The organism is Streptomyces yamdrokensis (assembly GCF_053890455.1).
Window position 1 is genome coordinate 1,375,193 of sequence record NZ_CM132679.1, and the last position, 16,846, is coordinate 1,392,038.

Here is a 16,846-nt window from a genome sequence, read left to right on the forward strand (position 1 = left end):
TCGAGATGTGTTCGATATCTCGAGCGATGGTCAGCACTTCGAACGGCAAGATAGGGAGGAGGCAGGAGCACGTCAATGGTTCGTGCGCGACGGAGACGACGGGAGCGGTGCGGGATGGGCGAGTTCTGGCCGGTGCCGGACGCACTGGCCTTCCTGAGGGGGAGCTGGCGGGTGACCCGGACCGTGCGGGACCTGGCGAGCGGCGACCTCGGACGGTTCGGGGGCACCACGTTTTTCGGCCCGTCGGAGGACGGCGGCCTGCTGCACCAGGAGTCCGGCGCCTTCACCTGGCAGGGCGTCACCCGGCCCGCGGAACGCACTCTGCGCTTCCTGCCGGTGACGAGCAGCGGATCGCGTCCCGGCGGCGCGGTGGACGTGCGGTTCGCGGACGGCCGGCCGTTCCATCGTCTGGACCTCTCGGCAGGCCGGTACGTCGCCGACCACCCCTGTTCCGCGGACCTCTACCGGGGCGAGTTCACCGTCCGCGACGAGGACCACTGGCGGACGGTCTGGCGGGTGCGCGGTCCGGTCAAGGACCTCGTACTCGACACCGGCTACGTCCGCGTGGGCCGACCGGTCTTTGTCCCCGACCGGCGGACGGTCACCGCCGCCCGGGCGGTGAAAGGACCCTAGATCCGCGTCGGCCGGGCGGCGACCCCTTCGATGCGCAGGCTCCAGCGGCCCGCCCGTCCGGTGACGCCGACCCGTGACAGCGAGCGGACGTCGATGTTCCAGTAGGTCGCGGGCGGTGCCTTCAGCGCGTATACCAGCGCGGCACGGATGACGGACGGTTCGGCCACCGCGACGACCCGGCAGTCCTCCTCGGCCGGCCGGGTGTCGAGCCAGTTGCCGACGCGGGTGATGAAGTCCAGGAGCGACTCCCCGCCGTGCGGGGTGGCGCGCGGGTCGGCGAGCCAGGCGTCCACGGACTCCGGTTCGCGGGCCATGGCCTCCCCCAGGGTCAGCCCGCGCCAGCGGCCCATGGCGCAGTCGCGCAGGGCGAGCTGGACCAGCGGGGCGTAGCCGAGGCCTTCCCCGGTGGCACGGCTGCGCGGGTTCGGCGAGCAGTAGCGCAGATCGGCCGCGGCGAGCGGAAGCAGCTCACGGGCCACTCGCTGCACATCGCTCCACCCTGCATGATCCAGTGGCCGGTCGTCCTCGAAACGCTCGGTCAGTCGCGAGGCGCTCCCCGCTGCGGCAACGAACGTGACCCGAAGTGCCATGCCGCGATGGTCGGCCTCCGAAGTACGCAAATCAAGGGGTACGGCCAGGGCGTTACCCGGAGTCCATCAGGTGGTGCGGCACCGATCGGGACCTGCCGGACAAGTCACGCGAAGCTCCTGCGCCCGCGCCCCGCCTGCCCCAGTACCTCGTCGCAGGCGGCACGCAGTCGCCCTACGCCCTCCGTGATCTCCCCGGTGCCCGCGACCGCCGCGAAGCTCAGCCGCAGGTACGGGGCCGGGGGCTCGGCGCTGAAGTACGGGCGGCCCGGGGTGACCGCCACACCGGCGCGCAGGGCCGCCGCGGTCAGGGCGGACTCTCCCCCGGGGCCGAAAGCCTGGGAGGTGTCCCCCGCGCCGTCGGGCAGGCGCAGCCACAGGTGGTAGCCGCCGGCCGGGACGTGCGGCAGGGCCAGTTCGGGCAGCCGGAGCCGGAGCGCGGCGGTCATCGCGTCCCGGCGGGTTCTCAACTCGGTGGAGACCGAACGCAGATGGCGTGGCCAGGCGGGCGACCCGACGAGTTCGAGCGCGGCCTCCTGGAGAGGGCGGGGGACGAAGAAGGTGTCGACGATCTGGATGGCGCGCAGCCGCTCGAGGACCGGGCCGTGCGCGACCAGGGCGCTCACCCGGAAGCTCGGCGAGGTCGCCTTGGTGAGCGAGCAGACGTGGACGACGACGCCATCGGGGTCGTCGGCGGCCAGCGGGCGCGGGAGTGGGCCCGCGTCCTCGTGGACCAGGCGCCGGACGAAGTCGTCCTCGACGACGAACGCCCCCGCCTCGCGTGCGATGCGCAGCACCTCGCCGCGCCGTTCGGGGGCGAGCACGGCGCCGGTGGGGTTCTGGAACAGGGGCTGGCAGACGAGGACCCGGGCGCCGGTGGCGCGGAAGGCGTCGGCGAGCAGCTCTGGCCGTACGCCGTCCGCGTCCACCGGAACGGGCACCGGGCGCAGCCCGGCGGCGCGGGCCACGGCCAGCATGCCGGGGTAGGTGGGCGACTCCACGAGGACGGGGGCACCGGGCGGAGCGAGCGCGCGCAGGGCGGTGGTCAGCGCGGACTGGCCGCCCGCGGTGATCAGCACCCCCGCCGCGGTGACCGCGCCCCCGACGCTGCGGGCGAACCACTCGCGCAGCTCCGGCAGCCCCTCCACGGGCGGTCTCCCCCAGGCTCCCGGCCGGCGCCCGGCCCGGGAGAGCGCCGCCGCCATCGCGCGCTCCGGCTGCAGCGAGGGGTGCAGGTAGCCGCCGTTGAACTCGATCACGCCGGGCGCCGGGGCGGCGAGCGAGACCAGGACGCCGGAGGCGTCGACCGAGCGCGGGACGAGATCGGCGGCACCGTCGGCGCTGAGGGCGACCTCCTGCCAGGAGGTGTCACCGGTCGCGGCGGCCGGGGAGGCCGGCCGGGCGGCGGCACGGAACGCGCCGGCGCCGGGCCGGGTCACCACCAGCCCTTCGGCGGCGAGCTGCGCCAGCGCCCGCGAGACGGTCACGGGGCTCACCCGGAACCGCTCCACGAGGGCCCGGCTCGACGGGAGCTTTCCACCGGGCGAGTAGCGGTCCAGCTCCTGTCGCAGCCGGTCCGCCAGTTCGGCAACGCTGCTACGCTCATGCATGAGAACACAGAGTAGCGCTACTGTCGCAACCCCGATAGCGGTCCCCGCCCGACGGGAGCGGGCCGGCTTCGGCATCCTGCAGGCCGCCCTCGGCGTCATCGCCTTCTCCCTCACCTTCCCGGCCACCGCCTGGGGGCTGGAGGGCTTCGGCCCCTGGTCGCTGGTGGCCGTGCGCTGCGTCCTGGCGGGGCTGATCGCGGGCGGCTGCCTGCTCGCGGCGGGGAAGCGGGCGAGGACCCCAAAGGCGGGGGCGACGGGTGCCCCGGTGCGCGCCGATGCGCCCCGGAAGGGTCCGGCGCGGTGGCGCGGTGCGCCGCTGCCCGCCCGCAGGCACTGGCCGGGGATCGCGGTGGTCGCCGCCGGGGTCGTCCTCGGGTTCCCGCTGCTGACCACGCTGGCCCTGCAGACGTCGACCACCGCGCACGCGGCGGTCGTGGTCGGCCTGCTCCCGCTCACCACCGCGCTGTTCTCCGCCCTGCGTGTCGGCTCCCGCCCGTCACGCACCTTCTGGGCCGCGGCACTGGCGGGTGCCGCCGCGGTGGCGGTCTTCACGGTGCGGCAGAGCGGCGGCGCGCTGACCACGGCCGATCTGTACCTCTTCGCGGCGCTGGTGGTGTGCGCGGCCGGGTACACGGAGGGCGGCAGGCTGGCCCGGGTGATGCCGGGCTGGCAGGTGATCGGCTGGGCGCTGGTGCTGTGCCTTCCGCTCACCGTACCGGCCGCGGCCCTCGCGCTGGCCGTCGAGCCGGTGCGGCTGACCGCGCACAGCGTGGCCGGAGTCCTGTGGGTGGCGGCGGGGTCCCAGTTCCTGGGGCTGGTCGTCTGGTACCGGGGCATGGCGGCGATCGGCATTCCCCGGGCCAGCCAGCTCCAGCTCGCCCAGCCGCTGCTCACCCTGGTGTGGTCGGTGCTCCTCCTGGGCGAGCACCTGACCGCGGCCGCCCCGCTGACGGCGGCGGCGGTACTGGTGTGCATCGCCGTCACCCAGCGGGCCCGCGGCTGAGGAGCCCCGCCGCACGCACCGGGCAGCGAAGTGCCGGGTTCCCGTCGGACGCCCTGCCGGGTGGCCGGCTCCGCCGTAGACTCGATACCACGGACCGCTGCTCCCGCACGTGGTGAGGAGACCCCGATGCGCGCAACCGTGGGCGACCAGCTTGTCCAGCACGGCAGGGTGGTCGGTCAGCACGACAAGGTCGCCGAGATCGTCGAGGTGATGGGCCGGCAGGGTGATCCGCCCTACCGCGTCCGCTTCGAGGACGGACACGAGGCCGTGTGCTCACCCGGCCCGGATTCCGAGATCCGGCACAGGAACCGCCAGCACTAGGCGAAGGACCGGCCCGCCGCTCCTTCGTCCCGTCAGGCCGGAGGTGGTGCCGGCTGCCCGTAGTGGTCGGCGACCACCCGGGCCATCGCGCCGGCCGGGTCGGCGGCCACTTCCCGGGCGGCGAAGAAGACGTGCCCGCGCGCCTGCGGGTAGGACGCCGCGAGCGTGAGGTGCCGGGACAGCTCGGCCGGGTCCTGCCAGGCGGCGGGCTGCGCCGGGTCTCCCGCCTTGTAGAGCGCCTCCCCCACGTACAGCCGCGTCCCGGAGCCCTCCACCACGGCGGACCACCAGGGCAGCAGTTTCGCGTAGTCGGCGGCGGCGAAGCCGATGTTCCAGTAGAGCTGGGGGCAGATGTAGTCGATCCAGTTCTCCCGCACCCATCGGCGGGTGTCCGCGTGCAGGTCGTCGTAGGTCTGCACGCCCGCCCGGGTGTCCGAGCCGAGGGGATCGGTCGCCGCGTTGCGCCAGACGCCGAAGGGACTGATGCCGAAGCGGGTGCCGGGTCTGGTTTCCCTGATCCGCGCCGCCGTCTCGCGCACCAGCAGGTCGATGTTGTCCCGCCGCCAGGCCGCCCGGTCGGGGAAGGCACCGCCGTGGGCGTCGTAGGCGGCGTCGTCGTCGAAGGTCTGGCCCGCCACCGGGTACGGGTAGAAGTAGTCGTCGAAGTGGACCGCGTCGACGGGATAGCGGCGCACCGCGTCGAGCATGGCGTCCTCGACGAAGGCACGGACCTCGGGCAGACCGGGGTTGTAGTAGAGCTTCCCCCCGTACGGAACCACCCAGCCGGGGTTCCTGCGGGCCGGGTGCGTGGCGGCGAGCCGGGTGGGGTCGGTGTGCGTGGCGATCCGGTACGGGTTGAACCAGGCGTGCAGTTCCAGGCCACGGGCATGGGCCTCGGTGACGGCGGTGCCGAGCGGGTCCCAGCCGGGGTGTACGCCCTGGGTGCCGGTGAGGCAGGCGGACCAGGGTTCGTACGGGGACGGCCACAGGGCGTCGGCAGTGGGGCGCACCTGGAGGATCACGGTGTTGAGACGGTTGCGGACGGCCGCGTCGAGGTGGGTGATCAGCTCGGCCCGCTGTCCGGCGGCGCTCAGCCCCGGGCGGGACGGCCAGTCCCGGCCCGCGACGGTCGCCAGCCACACGCCCCGCATCTCACCGGCGGCCGCACCCGGGCCGCCCGCCGCGCCCGCCGGTCCGGACGTCGGCCGGCCCGGGGCGGCCGACGCGGCCGTCATCATCGTCACCGCCGACAGCGCCGCCGCCGCGAACGCCCTGCGTGACACTCGTCCCATTTCACACCCGTCACAAAAGCCGCGATCCGCCCGGTCGCGGACCGCTCCTCGCCCAGAATGCCCTCCCCCGGCGATCGATCATCGATACTTCCGGGTAACGTGCACGAACGGAGCAGGCGGCCGGAACCCGGTGCTCCTGCCAGGAGTCGTAGACGGCGCAGGCCAGAAGGACCGGTGCCGCGCCAGGAAGCGAAAGGGACGATGTGACCGACATCGAACGCGTCGGAGTGGTGGGCTGCGGTCAGATGGGCGCAGGGATCGCCGAGGTGTGCGCCCGCGCCGGACTGGACGTGATGGTCGCCGAGACCACCGGCGAGGCCCTGGAGATCGGCCGCACCCGGCTGTTCAACTCGCTGACGAAGGCGGCCGAGCGCGGCAAGATCACGGCGGAGGAGCTGGAGGCCACCCAGGCCCGGCTGAGCTTCACCACGGACCTGGGCGAGTTCGCGGACCGCGATCTGGTGATCGAGGCCGTCGTCGAGAACGAGCAGGTCAAGGCGGAGATCTTCCTGGTGCTCGACCAGGTGGTGACCCGGCCGGACGCGATCCTGGCCTCGAACACCTCCTCCATCCCGCTGGTGAAGCTGGCGGTCGCCACCTCGCGGCCGGACCACGTCATCGGCATCCACTTCTTCAACCCGGCCCCCGTGCAGAAGCTGGTCGAGCTGATCCCGGCGCTCACCACCTCCGAGGGCACGATCAGCCGGGCGCAGCTCTTCGCCGAGAAGGTGCTGGGCAAGCACGCGATCCACGCCCAGGACCGTTCCGGGTTCGTCGTGAACGCGCTGCTGATCCCGTACCTGCTCTCCGCGATCCGGATGTTCGAGTCGGGCATCGCCAGCCGCGAGGACATCGACAACGGCATGGAGATGGGCTGCGCCCACCCGATGGGCCCGCTGAAGCTGTCCGACCTGATCGGTCTGGACACGGTGGCCTCGGTCGCGTACTCGATGTACGAGGAGTACAAGGAGCCGCTCTACGCCGCTCCCCCGCTGCTCCAGCGCATGGTCGACGCCGGCCGCCTGGGCCGCAAGAGCGGCTCCGGCTTCTACAGCTACGGCTGAGACGGTCGCCCGTGACGGAGAACTGACGCCCCCACGCGTTCACCGGCCGTCACATTCCGGCCGCGCGAACGGGCCCGGTGCCCCTGGACCACCAGGGGCACCGGGCCCGCGGCGTTCACACACCGTGTGCGCTCCGGGCTCGCATATGCCTCCCGCACACTCTTACCCCGCGCCCACCAGGGGAGTTGACTCACCCCCCGCAGGCAAGGGATGAGAAGGATGACGGAGAGGAGCGGACTTGTGACCGCTGATCCCGAACAGCCCCCCGTCCAGGGTGAAGTCGCGGAGTTACGGCGCCGCCTCGATGTGGCATACGCCCGCGTCGAGGGCGGACTGGCGCTGCTCAGCCATCGCACCGAGGAGGCGGCCAGGGAGCTGGACGAGCTGAACACCCGGATCGTCACCCTGGAGCACGCCCGCTGGCCGCTCCAGGCGGTCGCGGCCGTCACGGCCGTGGGCGCACTCGTGGTGGCGGCCTGGCAGGCGTTCGGCCGCTGAACCACGCACCAGGGCCGGACGGCTGACGGCCGCGGAGGGGTCAGGGCATGGTGTCCTGACCCAGCCTGAGATGGTGCAGCAGGAGTAACGCGGCCGCCATGTTGGCGGCCGGGACCTCGCCACGGGCGACCAGGTCGGGGACCACCTTGAGCGGTACCCACTCCCGGCGGTCCGACTCGAAGTCGTCCACCGGGTGTCCGAGGTACTCGCCCTCGTCGGCCCAGTAGATGTGATGCCGGGCGTCGGTGAGCCCGTTGGACGGCTCCACGCTCATGAGGTGGTGCAGGGGCCCCGGCCGCCAGCCGGTCTCCTCCTCCAGTTCCCTGGCCGCGGCCCGGACGACGTCCTCGCCGTCCTCGACGACTCCGGCCGCGAGTTCCCACCCCCAGCTGTCGGTGATGAAACGGTGGCGCCACAGGAGGAGGACCTCGTTGGCCTCGTTCACCACCGTGGCCACGGCGACGGGCCGCAGCCGGATGAGGAAGTGGTCGAGCTGTCGGCCGTCCGGCAGCTCGACATCCGCGAGGTTGACGCTGAACCAGCGGTTGGCGTACACGGTTTGTTCGTTCTTGCTCGTCCATTGCACGGTTATGCCACCTTCCGTTCGGTAGGTGGCAATATCGCAGCAGTCACGGTTCGACAGCAGGCGCACAGGAGTGCGCCCGCGGCGCAGCGGGCGGCGCGGCACGGGCGCACGGCACGGGGCACCCGACTGTGGCTCCGGCCACGACTACAGCGGTACGCGCAGTGCTCCGTCGATGAGTTCGGCCGCCTCGGCGGTCCCTTCACAGCCGTTGCGCACCAGGTGCTCACGCACGGCGCGGAGTCTGTCGCGCAGCCGCTGCGACTCCATCCCCCGGGCCTGTTCGGCCATCTGCACGGCGACGGCTACCGCTTTGTCGGCGTTGCCCTGCCGCAGTTCGACGGTGCTGAGCATGGCGAGCCGGTGCACCCGGCCCCGGTCGTGCGCGGGGTTGTCGACGGCGGCGGCCGCGTGCTCGCCCGCCGCGGCCAGCTCGCCGAGGCTGAGCAGGGCCTCCGCCACCTGCACGTTGACCAGGCCGGGCTGGACATAGCCGGTCTCGTCGGGTTCGTGGCCGCGCCGGATGCGCTCGGCGGCCTGCTCGGCACGCCGGATGCAGGACAGCGCGCCGGTGCTGTCGCCGAGGTGGGCGTATGCCTTGGCCTGCATCGCGTACAGGTCGGAGGCGAGTGCCGGGGTGATGTGCTTGCCGGCGGCGCGGAGCGCGGCCTCCGCGAAGGCGACGGCCTGCCGGTACTCCCGCATGAACAGCGACTGGTTGACGAGGAGTGCGATCACGTACGCGCCGAGTCCCCGGTCTCCGCTGGCTTTCGCCAGCCTCAGTGCCTGGTGGAAGTAGCGCTGGGCGAGGCCGTGGGCGTCGGAGTCGTACGCGCAGATCCCAGCGACGGCCACCAGCCCGCCGGTGGCCCGGTGCAGTTGACGGCCCATGGCATCGGTGTAACCGCCGCGGAGCAGCGGGGCGGCCTCGGTGTTGAGGAAGCCGACGATGCGGTCACGGGTCGCGACGCCGCCGGCCTTGCGGTACATCTGCTCGTAGTGGCTGCGGGCGGCGCGCAGCATGTCCAGGTCGCCGGGGGTGACCCGGTGCCGGCCGCCGCGCGAGACGTCGACGTCCTCGGGCGGGTTCTCCCACTCCCAGACGGGCATCACGGCGGGGGTGCCGGTGACGGCGGGCGCGCCCAGTATGTGCGGGCGCCGCTGCTGGTCGGAGCGCCACAGCGCGGTGGCCCGCTCGACGAAGCCACAGAGCGTGCCCGCGTGCGGGGCCGCGGGTTCGCCGGGGACGCCGAGGCCGATGTCGTCGAGGGTGATCGGGCGCCGCAACCGGGCGGCCAGCACCTCGCAGATCAGGTCGGGCACCTGGCCCCGGGGCCGCTGCCCCTTCAACCAGCGCGCCACGGCGGTGTGTTCGTATCTGAGGGACAGTCCGCGCGTCCGGCCGGCCTGGTTGACGTGCGCGGCCAGGCCCGCGTGCGAGACACCGGCCTCGTCCAGGACCGCGTCGAGCAGGGTGTTGGGCTGCATGAGGCCCCCCGGGGGATCGGTGCCGACAGAGTAGTGGGTGGGCGTTCACACGGGGTGCGAACGGAGTACTCGCATCCGCAGGGTGTGCGCGCTGTCGCGGAGAGTCGCCGACCGGTTGACTGAGGTGCCTCGAAAGAGGCCGGCCGGGCCGCCGGCTCCCCCTCGTACAGTGCGGCGGCCCGTTCGTGCGCCGTCCGCCCGGCTGCCTGCCCGACACTCCGTGGCGGGGCGGACGGCACCGCCGGCCCTGACGATGACGATCGCGCCGGGCGCGCAGGTCACGTCGGGTGCTGCAGCGGGTCCGTCGGGGAGGGGGCCGCCGGGTCCGGGCGAGCGGTGCTCCGCGGCTTCGAGGGTGCGCGGGGGGACGGGCGCTCGTTCCTGAGAATCAGCAGGGCGACGTCGTCCTTGGGCGGACCGCCCGTGTGGCGGACCAGCGCCGTGAGGATCGTCCGCAGGAGGGACTGCGGTGCGGGCGGGGCCTCACACGCGGCCGAGGCGAGCACCTCGGGCAGCGGGAAGAAGGTGCCGTCGGCGTCCCGTGCGTCCTCGACTCCGTCCGTGTGCAGGACGAGCGTGTCCCCCGGCAGCAGCCTGCCGCAGGAAACGACAGGGAGCTTCGCGGGCAGCGGGAACGAGCCGAGCGGCGGGAGCGGGCCGGTGCGGGCGAGCGGGCCGGCCCGTGCACCGCTCAGCAGATGGGGCCAGGGGTGCCCGCAGTTCAGGGCGCGCATCTCCCCGTCGGGAAGGATCTCGAGCAGCAGTACGGTGACGAACTCCTCGGCGGTCCAAAAGCCGTGGCCGGCGCCCGCCGACAGGTACTCGGCACGCGCCCGCTCCCGCAGGTGACGGCCCATCGCCCGCTCCAGCCGGCGCAGGACGCCGGTCAGGTCGGGCTCGTCGTGCACGGCCTCACCGAAGCCGGCCAGAACGGCGCTGACGGTGGGAGCCGCTTTGATCCCGTGTCCGCGGACGTCACCGATGATCGCCCGCACGCCGTACTCGGTGGGGACCACCGCATACAGATCGCCGCCGACCCGGGCGCCCCGGTCGGCGGACAGCTGGACGGCGGCGACGGCCAGCCCGTCGACACGGGGAGGTGGCCGCAGCATCCGTTGCGCAAAGCGGTCCGTCGTGCGGTTCCGCCGCACCTCCCGCAGCAGGCTCCGCCCGACGTGCAGGGCCAGCCCGGTACCCAGAGCGCCGAGGACTCCGGGCTGCAGCCCACGGGCGAGCGCCCGGCGCAGCGGACAACAGTGGTCGGGCCCCCATGGGGTGGTCGGTCCCGACGAGATGGTCCTGGACCGCCCCGTGCGGGGTGCCCCAGCCTTGAAGCGGCTCATGCCGATGGCCCCCCACTCTTGGCCCTGACAGCGTAGACCGGCCTGGAAAGGCCGGTCCGATTCTGTCGACCGCATCACCCGATCCGGACGTATCGCCCGGAAATGTCATCCGAACGAGTGAGGTGACCGTCGTGAACGGATGTGAACAGATGTGTATGGGGTGAATGAGTCCCCGGGGACGGCTGGGCCTGCCCGACACATCAAGCCCGGAGGCGGTCGGCGGTGCCCGTCCGGTGAAGCCGGGCCGGGTGCGCCGGTCCCGGCGGCACCCGCGTGATCCACCGGTCGGTGCCCCGAGCCCTCCCCGCCCCCAGGAACGCGCGGCCCGCGCGGCCCGCCGGGCACGGCGAACCGTGCCCGGCTGATCACGCGGTCCCCGAGGAGCCCGTTGTCTCCGGCGAGCTCTCCGCACCCCGGAGGGTGTCAGCCCCTCAGGACCGCCCCGGTGCGCTCGCCCGCGAGGGCGACCGCCGCGTCGCGGGCCGCGGACGCCTCGTCGACCGTCAGTGTCCGGTCTGCCGCGCGGAACCTCAGCGCGTACGCCAAGGACTTACGGCCCTCGCCCAGCTGCTCGGCGTTCTCGTACACGTCGAACAGCCGGATGGACTCCAGCAGTCCACCGGCGCCCTCGCGCAGCGCCGCCTCGACGTCCGAGGCCGGCACGGCCCCGTCGACGACCAGGGCGACGTCCTGTGTGGCGACCGGGAAGGTCGAGATGGCCGGCGCCTGCGGGATGCCTTCGCCGGCCTGCTCCAGAGCGTCCAGGTCGACCTCCATCGCGCAGGTGCGCGAAGGCAGGCCCAGGTTCTTCACCACGCGCGGGTGCAGCTCACCGGCGTGGCCGACGACCCGCTCGGTGCCGTCGACGGTGACCGCCAGTTCGGCGCAGCGGCCCGGGTGCCACGGGCCGTACCGGCCCTTGCGGACGACGAGTTCGGCGCCCGCCTCGGCGGCGACGCTGCGGGCGGCCTCGACCGCGTCGGCCCAGCCGGCCAAACGGCCCGCGCCCCACCAGCCGGCCTGTTCGCGGGCACCGGCGAGGACGACGGCGGCGTGCCGCGGCTGGTGTGGCAGCGCCGCGTCGAGGCCGGCGAGTTCCTCGTCGGTGGGCCGGCGGTCCACGGGCAGCCGGACGGCGGTCCGCTGCTCCTCGCGCGGCTTGAAGACGAGGCCGGTCTCGAACAGCGCGAGGTCGTGGCTGCCGCGTCCGTCGTTGCGCCGCAGCGCTCCGAGCAGACCCGGCAGCAGCGAGGTGCGCAGCGCGGGCTCCTCGTCGTTGAGCGGGTTGGCCAGCTTCACCACCCTGCGGGCCGGGTCGTCGGCGTCCAGACCGAGCTGGTCGAAGATCTGCTCGCCGACGAACGGGTAGTTCGGCGCCTCGACGTATCCGGCACCGGCCAGGGCACGGCCGGTCCTGCGGTGCAGCCGCTGCCGGGAGGTCAGCCCGCGTCCGGCGGGCGGCCGGGGCAGGGTGGCGGGCAGGTTCTCGTAGCCCTCGAGCCGGATGACCTCTTCGGCCAGGTCGTTCGGATCGGTGAGGTCGGGCCGCCAGGACGGCACGGTGACGATCAGCTGGTCCTGACCGTAGACGTCGCAGCCGACCTGCTGGAGGCGGCGTACGACGGTCTCCCGGCCGTAGGCGACACCGGCGACCTTGTCGGGGTGGTCGGCCGGGATGGCGATCGTGTGGGGCGCGGAGGGGGCGACGACCTCGGTGACCCCGGCCTCGGCGGTACCGCCGGCGAGCAGCACCAGCAGGTCGACGGTGCGCTGCGCGGCAGCGGCGGCGGCCTGCGGGTCGACGCCCCGCTCGAAGCGACGGGACGCCTCGGAGGACAGCTTGTGCCGGCGGGCGGTACGGGCGACGGACACCGGGTCGAAGTGCGCGGCTTCGACGACGACCTCGGAGGTCGCCTGGTCGAGGCCGTGGTCGGCGATCTCCGTGTCGGCGCCGCCCATGACACCGGCGAGGCCGATCGGGCCGCGCTCGTCGGTGATCACCAGGTCCTCGGCGTCGAGGGTGCGCCGCACGCCGTCGAGGGTGGTGAGCTTCTCGCCCTGTCCGGCCCGGCGCACGCCGATGGTTCCCTGGAGCAGGGAGCGGTCGTAGGCGTGCAGCGGCTGGCCGAGCTCCAGCATCACGTAGTTGGTGACGTCGACGGCGAGGGAGACCGGGCGCATGCCGGCCTTCTGCAGTCGGCGGGTGAGCCAGATCGGGGAGCGGGCGTCAGGGCTGAGCCCGGTCACCGTGCGGGCGGTGAAGCGGTCGCAGCCGGCGGGGTCGGAGACCTTCACCGGGTAGCCGAAGGCGTTCGGGCCGGGGACGTCGAGCAGGGCCGGGTCGCGCAGCGGCAGTCCGTAGGCGGTGGCGGTCTCGCGGGCCACGCCGCGCATCGACAGGCAGTAGCCGCGGTCCGGGGTGACGGCGATGTCGAGGACCTCGTCGACCAGTTCGAGCAGTTCGACGGCGTCCGTGCCGGTCTCGGTCTCGGGCGGCAGGACGATGATGCCCTTGCTGCCGTCGTCGCCCATGCCCAGTTCGTCGCCCGAGCAGATCATGCCGTGCGAGACCTTGCCGTAGGTCTTGCGGGCGGCGATCGCGAACCCGCCGGGCAGCACCGCGCCGGGCAGCACCACGACGACCTTGTCGCCGACCGCGAAGTTGCGGGCGCCGCAGACGATCTCCTGGGGCGCACCGGTGCCGTTGGCCCTTCCGACATCGACGGTGCAGAAGCGGATGGGCTTCTTGAAGCCCTCCAGCTCCTCGATGGTGAGCACCTGGCCGACGACCAGGGGGCCCTTGAGGCCGGCGCCGAGGTGTTCGACCGTCTCGACCTCGAGGCCGGCCGAAATGAGCTTGGCCTGGACGTCGCGCCCGGTCTCAGTCGCCGGCAGGTCGACGTACTCCCGCAGCCAGGAAAGCGGGACCCGCATCAGATCTCCATTCCGAACGGCCGGGTGAACCGGACGTCACCTTCGACCATGTCTCGCATGTCCTCGACGTTGTGGCGGAACATCAGCATCCGCTCGATGCCGAACCCGAAGGCGAAGCCGCTGTACCTCTCGGGGTCGACGCCGCAGGCGGTCAGCACCCGCGGGTTGACCATGCCGCAGCCGCCGAGCTCGATCCAGCCCTCGGAGGAGCAGGTACGGCAGGGGCGGTCGGTGTTGCCGACGGACTCGCCCTTGCAGACGTAGCAGAGCATGTCCATCTCGGCGCTCGGCTCGGTGAAGGGGAAGAAGTTCGGCCGCAGCCTGGTCTTCATGCCCTCGCCGAACAACGACTGCACCATGTGGTCCAGGGTGCCCTTGAGATCCGCCATGGTCAGGCCCTCGTCCACTGCGAGGAGTTCCACCTGGTGGAAGACGGGGGTGTGGGTCGCGTCCAGCTCGTCGGTGCGGTAGACGCGGCCGGGGCAGATCACGTAGACCGGCAGTTCACGGCCGAGCAGGGAGCGGACCTGCACGGGCGAGGTGTGGGTGCGCAGGACGACGCCGGAGGCGGTGCCGCTGTCGGGCGCGGTCTCGACGAAGAAGGTGTCGGCCTCGCCGCGGGCCGGGTGGTCCGGGCCGATGTTGAGGGCGTCGAAGTTGAACCACTCGGCCTCGGCCTGGGGGCCCTCGGCGACCTCGTAGCCCATGGCCACGAAGATGTCCTCGATGCGCTCGGACAGCGTGGTCAGCGGGTGCCGGGCTCCGGACGGTACGCGGTCGTGGGGCAGGGTGACGTCGACCGCCTCCTCCACCAGGACCCGGGCGTCCCGCTCGGCCTCCAGTTCGCTCTGGCGGCCGGCGAGGGCCTTGTTCACCGCGCCGCGTGCCTGGCCCACGCGCTTGCCCGCGTCGGCCTTGGCGTGCGGGGGCAGGGCGCCGATCTCCCGGTTGGCGAGGGCCAGCGGCGAGGCGGGGCCGGTGTGGGCGATCTTGGCCTCGTGGAGTGCGTCGAGGGATTCCGCGGCGGCGAAGGCGGCGAGCGCCTCGTCCCGCATGCGCTCGATCTCTTCCGGTTTCAACGCCTCGACCTCGACAGGGTCGTACGACTTATTGGGTGCCGACATCTCTTCCCGTACTTCCGATTGGCTGGCTGATGGTCCCCGTCACCGGCTCGTGGCCGAAGCGTCTCCGTCTGTGGGACACAAAGGTGCCAGGGGCCGAGTCTAACGGGGTGAGGGACCGTGAATGCGCCCGTGGGGCCCGGGGTGCGCGCTAGGTGAGATACGCGGGGGCCGCCACGGGCAACGTAAATCGGAGCTCCGCGCCGCCGCCGGGGGCGCGGCCGACGGTGATGGTGCCGCCGTGGGCCTCGACGATGCCCTTGACGATGTACAGCCCGAGGCCGGTGCCGCCGCGCTTGCTGCCCCGCCAGAAGCGGGTGAAGACGCGGTTCATGGACTCCTCCGGGATGCCGGGGCCCTCGTCGCTCACGGTGACCGACGTGGCCGCGTGCCCGCCGTCCTCCCGGTCGCGGGGGGACGCCGAGGGCGTGATGTCGATGGTGACGGTTCCCTCGCCGTGGCGCACCGCATTTTCCAGCAGGTTGCTGAGCACCTGGTCGACCTTGTCGGGGTCGGCCCACAGGTCGGGCAAGGGGTGCTGGACGCGCAGCAGGAACCGGTCGGCGCTCTGTCCGGCGGCGACGTGGGCCTGGATGTGCCGTCCGACGGCGGCCCCGATGTCGACGGGCTGGCGGCGCAGTTCGAGGCGCCCGGAGTCGATGCGGGATATGTCGAGGAGTTCGGCGATGAGCCGGGTGACCCGGTCGGCGTCGGCGTCGACGGTCTCCAGCATGAGCTGTTTCTGCTCGTCGGTGAAACGCTCCCACTTGGCGAGCAGGGTGGCGGTGAAGCCCTTGACGGAGGTGAGCGGGGAGCGCAGTTCGTGGGCGACGATGGCGATCAGTTCGGCGTGGCTGCGTTCGGTGCGGCGGCGGGCCTCGGTGTCGCGCAGCGACACGACGACGCGGTGGACGGGTCCGGTGGGCCGGGTGCGGACGTAGCGCGCGGAGACGAGGACCTCCCGGCCGCCGGGCAGCAGCAGGTTGCGCTCGGGCTGGCTCACCCGGATGGCGAGACCGCCGTAGGGGTCGGTGAGCTGCCACCAGCGCCGGCCCTCCAGGTCCTCCAACGGCAGCGCCGTCTCGAGCCGCCTGCCGAGGGCCCGCTCGGCGGGGACGGCGGTGATGCGGGCGGCGGCGGCGTTGAAGCAGATGACCCTGCCGTGCTCGTCGGCGACGACGAGGCCGTCGGGCAGCTGGTCGGGATCGATGCCGAGCTCGGCGGGGCCGGCGGACCGGGGCGCGGGCGGGCACGCCGCCCGAGGTGCTCCCGGTGCGCTGCTCGTGCCGACGGTCATCCCCGTACCCCACCTCTCCGTACTCCCTCGGGGTGCCCCGTGCTCGTGCGGGGTGCCCCGGTCCGGTCGGAGCCGGGGAACCTGGGGCACGGCCGAGAGCCGGGGGAGGGTCCCCGGGCAGGTCACCTTACTAGCTCTCGGTGACGGAGCGGCACCCTCCGACGGCGCGCTGTGCACGCGCCGACGCGTAGAGACATACGGCGGCGGCGGTGGCGAGGTTCAGACTTTCGGCCTTTCCGTGAATCGGAACACGGACGACGGCGTCGGTGAGCACCCGGGTCTCCTCGGGAAGTCCCCATGCCTCGTTGCCGAAGACCCAGGCGGTGGGCCCGCCCATGGTGTCCCGGTCGAGTTCGTCGTCGAGGTCGTGGTCGCCCGCGCCGTCCGCGGCGAGTACCCGTACTCCGGTGTCCCGCAGGGCGGCCACGGCGTGCTCGACGGGCACGCCGACGGCGACGGGCAGGTGGAACAGCGATCCGACGGAGGCGCGGACGGCCTTGGGGTTGTAGAGGTCGACGGAGGCGTCGGTCAGGACGACGGCCTCGGCGCCGGCGGCGTCGGCGCACCGCAGGACGGTGCCGGCGTTGCCGGGATCGCGTACGTGGGCGAGGACGGCCACGAGCCGGGGACGGGCGGCGAGGATCTCCTCGAAGGGGGTGTCGAGGAAGCGGCACACCCCGACGAGGCCCTGCGGGGTGACGGTGGTGGAGATGTCGGCGACGACCTGCTCGGTGGCGAGGTGGATGCGGGCGCCGGCGTCCCGGGCGGCGCCGATGATGTCGGCGTACCGCTCGGCGGCCTCCGGGGTGGCGAACAGCTCGACGAGAGTGGCGGCGCCGGCGTCCCGGTGCACGGCGGCCTCTCGTACGGCCTGTGGCCCCTCGGCGAGGAACAGCCGCTCCTTGCCCCGGAAGTTCCGCTTGGCCAGCCGCCGCGCGGCCAGCACACGGGGCGAGCGGGAGGAGATCAACTCGGGGGTGGCGGGGGGCATTCGGTTCACTTTCGCTCACAGCTTCGGCGGCTCCCGCGCGGGTGCCACGCCGGCTTCCGGATCCGGACAGACTACGGACCC

15 protein-coding genes are annotated in these 16,846 nt (G+C 73.1%); 5 read left to right on the forward strand and 10 right to left on the reverse strand.

Annotation, left to right across the window (positions count from 1 at the left end):
• Positions 1-114 precede the first annotated feature (114 nt).
• Positions 115-633 carry a DUF6314 family protein gene (locus ACWZEH_RS05470; protein WP_456196103.1) on the forward strand — a complete coding sequence of 173 codons (519 nt, stop codon included), beginning with the start codon at positions 115-117 and terminating at the stop codon, positions 631-633.
• On the opposite strand, the gene ACWZEH_RS05475 is transcribed toward ACWZEH_RS05470, so the two are convergent.
• Entirely contained in the window at positions 630-1,223 is a 594-nt protein-coding gene (locus ACWZEH_RS05475) for a histidine phosphatase family protein (protein WP_456196105.1), read from the reverse strand. The two genes, ACWZEH_RS05470 and ACWZEH_RS05475, sit on opposite strands and share 4 nt — an antisense overlap.
• A 104-nt stretch (positions 1,224-1,327) precedes the next feature.
• Positions 1,328-2,830: an aminotransferase-like domain-containing protein gene (locus tag ACWZEH_RS05480; protein WP_456196107.1), complete on the reverse strand. Its 1,503-nt coding sequence runs from the start codon at positions 2,828-2,830 to the stop codon at positions 1,328-1,330.
• Here ACWZEH_RS05480 and ACWZEH_RS05485 point away from each other — a divergent pair.
• Positions 2,829-3,833 carry a DMT family transporter gene (locus ACWZEH_RS05485; protein WP_456196109.1) on the forward strand — a complete coding sequence of 335 codons (1,005 nt, stop codon included), beginning with the start codon at positions 2,829-2,831 and terminating at the stop codon, positions 3,831-3,833. The two genes, ACWZEH_RS05480 and ACWZEH_RS05485, sit on opposite strands and share 2 nt — an antisense overlap.
• A gap of 126 nt (positions 3,834-3,959) precedes the next feature.
• On the forward strand, positions 3,960-4,154 hold the full coding sequence (locus ACWZEH_RS05490) for a DUF1918 domain-containing protein (protein ID WP_456196111.1): 195 nt from the start codon (positions 3,960-3,962) through the stop codon (positions 4,152-4,154).
• Between the two features lie 32 nt (positions 4,155-4,186).
• Here ACWZEH_RS05490 and ACWZEH_RS05495 read toward each other — a convergent pair whose 3' ends face one another.
• Positions 4,187-5,446 (reverse strand): glycoside hydrolase family 10-like protein, encoded by a 1,260-nt coding sequence (locus tag ACWZEH_RS05495; protein ID WP_456196113.1) that lies wholly within the window; start codon positions 5,444-5,446, stop codon positions 4,187-4,189.
• A gap of 203 nt (positions 5,447-5,649) precedes the next feature.
• Between ACWZEH_RS05495 and ACWZEH_RS05500 the strand changes: the two genes are divergently transcribed.
• A complete protein-coding gene (locus ACWZEH_RS05500; RefSeq protein WP_456196114.1) occupies positions 5,650-6,510 on the forward strand; it encodes a 3-hydroxybutyryl-CoA dehydrogenase in 861 nt (286 codons plus the stop codon).
• Between the two features lie 240 nt (positions 6,511-6,750).
• A complete protein-coding gene (locus ACWZEH_RS05505; protein WP_456196116.1) occupies positions 6,751-7,008 on the forward strand; it encodes a hypothetical protein in 258 nt (85 codons plus the stop codon).
• A gap of 40 nt (positions 7,009-7,048) precedes the next feature.
• Here the strand turns inward: ACWZEH_RS05505 and ACWZEH_RS05510 are convergent, their stop codons facing one another.
• From ACWZEH_RS05510 to ACWZEH_RS05540, 7 genes are all read right to left on the reverse strand, one after another.
• Positions 7,049-7,594: an NUDIX hydrolase gene (locus tag ACWZEH_RS05510; RefSeq protein WP_456196118.1), complete on the reverse strand. Its 546-nt coding sequence runs from the start codon at positions 7,592-7,594 to the stop codon at positions 7,049-7,051.
• Between the two features lie 144 nt (positions 7,595-7,738).
• Positions 7,739-9,079: an NsdA family TPR-like regulatory protein gene (locus ACWZEH_RS05515; RefSeq protein WP_456196120.1), complete on the reverse strand. Its 1,341-nt coding sequence runs from the start codon at positions 9,077-9,079 to the stop codon at positions 7,739-7,741.
• A 278-nt stretch (positions 9,080-9,357) separates the two neighbouring features.
• Positions 9,358-10,422, reverse strand: coding sequence for a PP2C family protein-serine/threonine phosphatase (locus ACWZEH_RS05520; RefSeq protein WP_456196121.1), 1,065 nt, complete (start codon positions 10,420-10,422; stop codon positions 9,358-9,360).
• Positions 10,423-10,845: 423 nt separating this feature from the next.
• Entirely contained in the window at positions 10,846-13,356 is a 2,511-nt protein-coding gene (pheT, locus tag ACWZEH_RS05525; RefSeq protein WP_456196122.1) for a phenylalanine--tRNA ligase subunit beta, read from the reverse strand.
• On the reverse strand, positions 13,356-14,480 hold the full coding sequence (pheS, locus tag ACWZEH_RS05530) for a phenylalanine--tRNA ligase subunit alpha (RefSeq protein WP_456196124.1): 1,125 nt from the start codon (positions 14,478-14,480) through the stop codon (positions 13,356-13,358). The genes pheT and pheS overlap by 1 nt, the downstream gene beginning before the upstream one ends.
• A gap of 148 nt (positions 14,481-14,628) precedes the next feature.
• On the reverse strand, positions 14,629-15,774 hold the full coding sequence (locus ACWZEH_RS05535) for a sensor histidine kinase (protein ID WP_456196126.1): 1,146 nt from the start codon (positions 15,772-15,774) through the stop codon (positions 14,629-14,631).
• Positions 15,775-15,904: 130 nt separating this feature from the next.
• Complete coding sequence (locus tag ACWZEH_RS05540; RefSeq protein WP_456196127.1) at positions 15,905-16,765, reverse strand: TrmH family RNA methyltransferase; 861 nt, start codon at positions 16,763-16,765, stop codon at positions 15,905-15,907.
• Between the last annotated feature and the right edge of the window lie 81 nt (positions 16,766-16,846).

What these genes read in the sequence shown, in the direction of transcription:
- ACWZEH_RS05515 (WP_456196120.1), bottom strand. Translation starts at nt 9,079, where the DNA reads ATGCAGCCCAACACCCTGCTCGACGCGGTCCTGGACGAGGCCGGTGTC.
- pheT (WP_456196122.1), bottom strand. Translation starts at nt 13,356, where the DNA reads ATGCGGGTCCCGCTTTCCTGGCTGCGGGAGTACGTCGACCTGCCGGCG.
- ACWZEH_RS05495 (WP_456196113.1), bottom strand. Translation starts at nt 5,446, where the DNA reads ATGGGACGAGTGTCACGCAGGGCGTTCGCGGCGGCGGCGCTGTCGGCG.
- ACWZEH_RS05470 (WP_456196103.1), top strand. Translation starts at nt 115, where the DNA reads ATGGGCGAGTTCTGGCCGGTGCCGGACGCACTGGCCTTCCTGAGGGGG.
- ACWZEH_RS05480 (WP_456196107.1), bottom strand. Translation starts at nt 2,830, where the DNA reads ATGCATGAGCGTAGCAGCGTTGCCGAACTGGCGGACCGGCTGCGACAG.
- ACWZEH_RS05475 (WP_456196105.1), bottom strand. Translation starts at nt 1,223, where the DNA reads ATGGCACTTCGGGTCACGTTCGTTGCCGCAGCGGGGAGCGCCTCGCGA.
- ACWZEH_RS05540 (WP_456196127.1), bottom strand. Translation starts at nt 16,765, where the DNA reads ATGCCCCCCGCCACCCCCGAGTTGATCTCCTCCCGCTCGCCCCGTGTG.
- ACWZEH_RS05485 (WP_456196109.1), top strand. Translation starts at nt 2,829, where the DNA reads ATGAGAACACAGAGTAGCGCTACTGTCGCAACCCCGATAGCGGTCCCC.
- pheS (WP_456196124.1), bottom strand. Translation starts at nt 14,480, where the DNA reads ATGTCGGCACCCAATAAGTCGTACGACCCTGTCGAGGTCGAGGCGTTG.
- ACWZEH_RS05490 (WP_456196111.1), top strand. Translation starts at nt 3,960, where the DNA reads ATGCGCGCAACCGTGGGCGACCAGCTTGTCCAGCACGGCAGGGTGGTC.
- ACWZEH_RS05535 (WP_456196126.1), bottom strand. Translation starts at nt 15,774, where the DNA reads ATGACCGTCGGCACGAGCAGCGCACCGGGAGCACCTCGGGCGGCGTGC.
- ACWZEH_RS05520 (WP_456196121.1), bottom strand. Translation starts at nt 10,422, where the DNA reads ATGAGCCGCTTCAAGGCTGGGGCACCCCGCACGGGGCGGTCCAGGACC.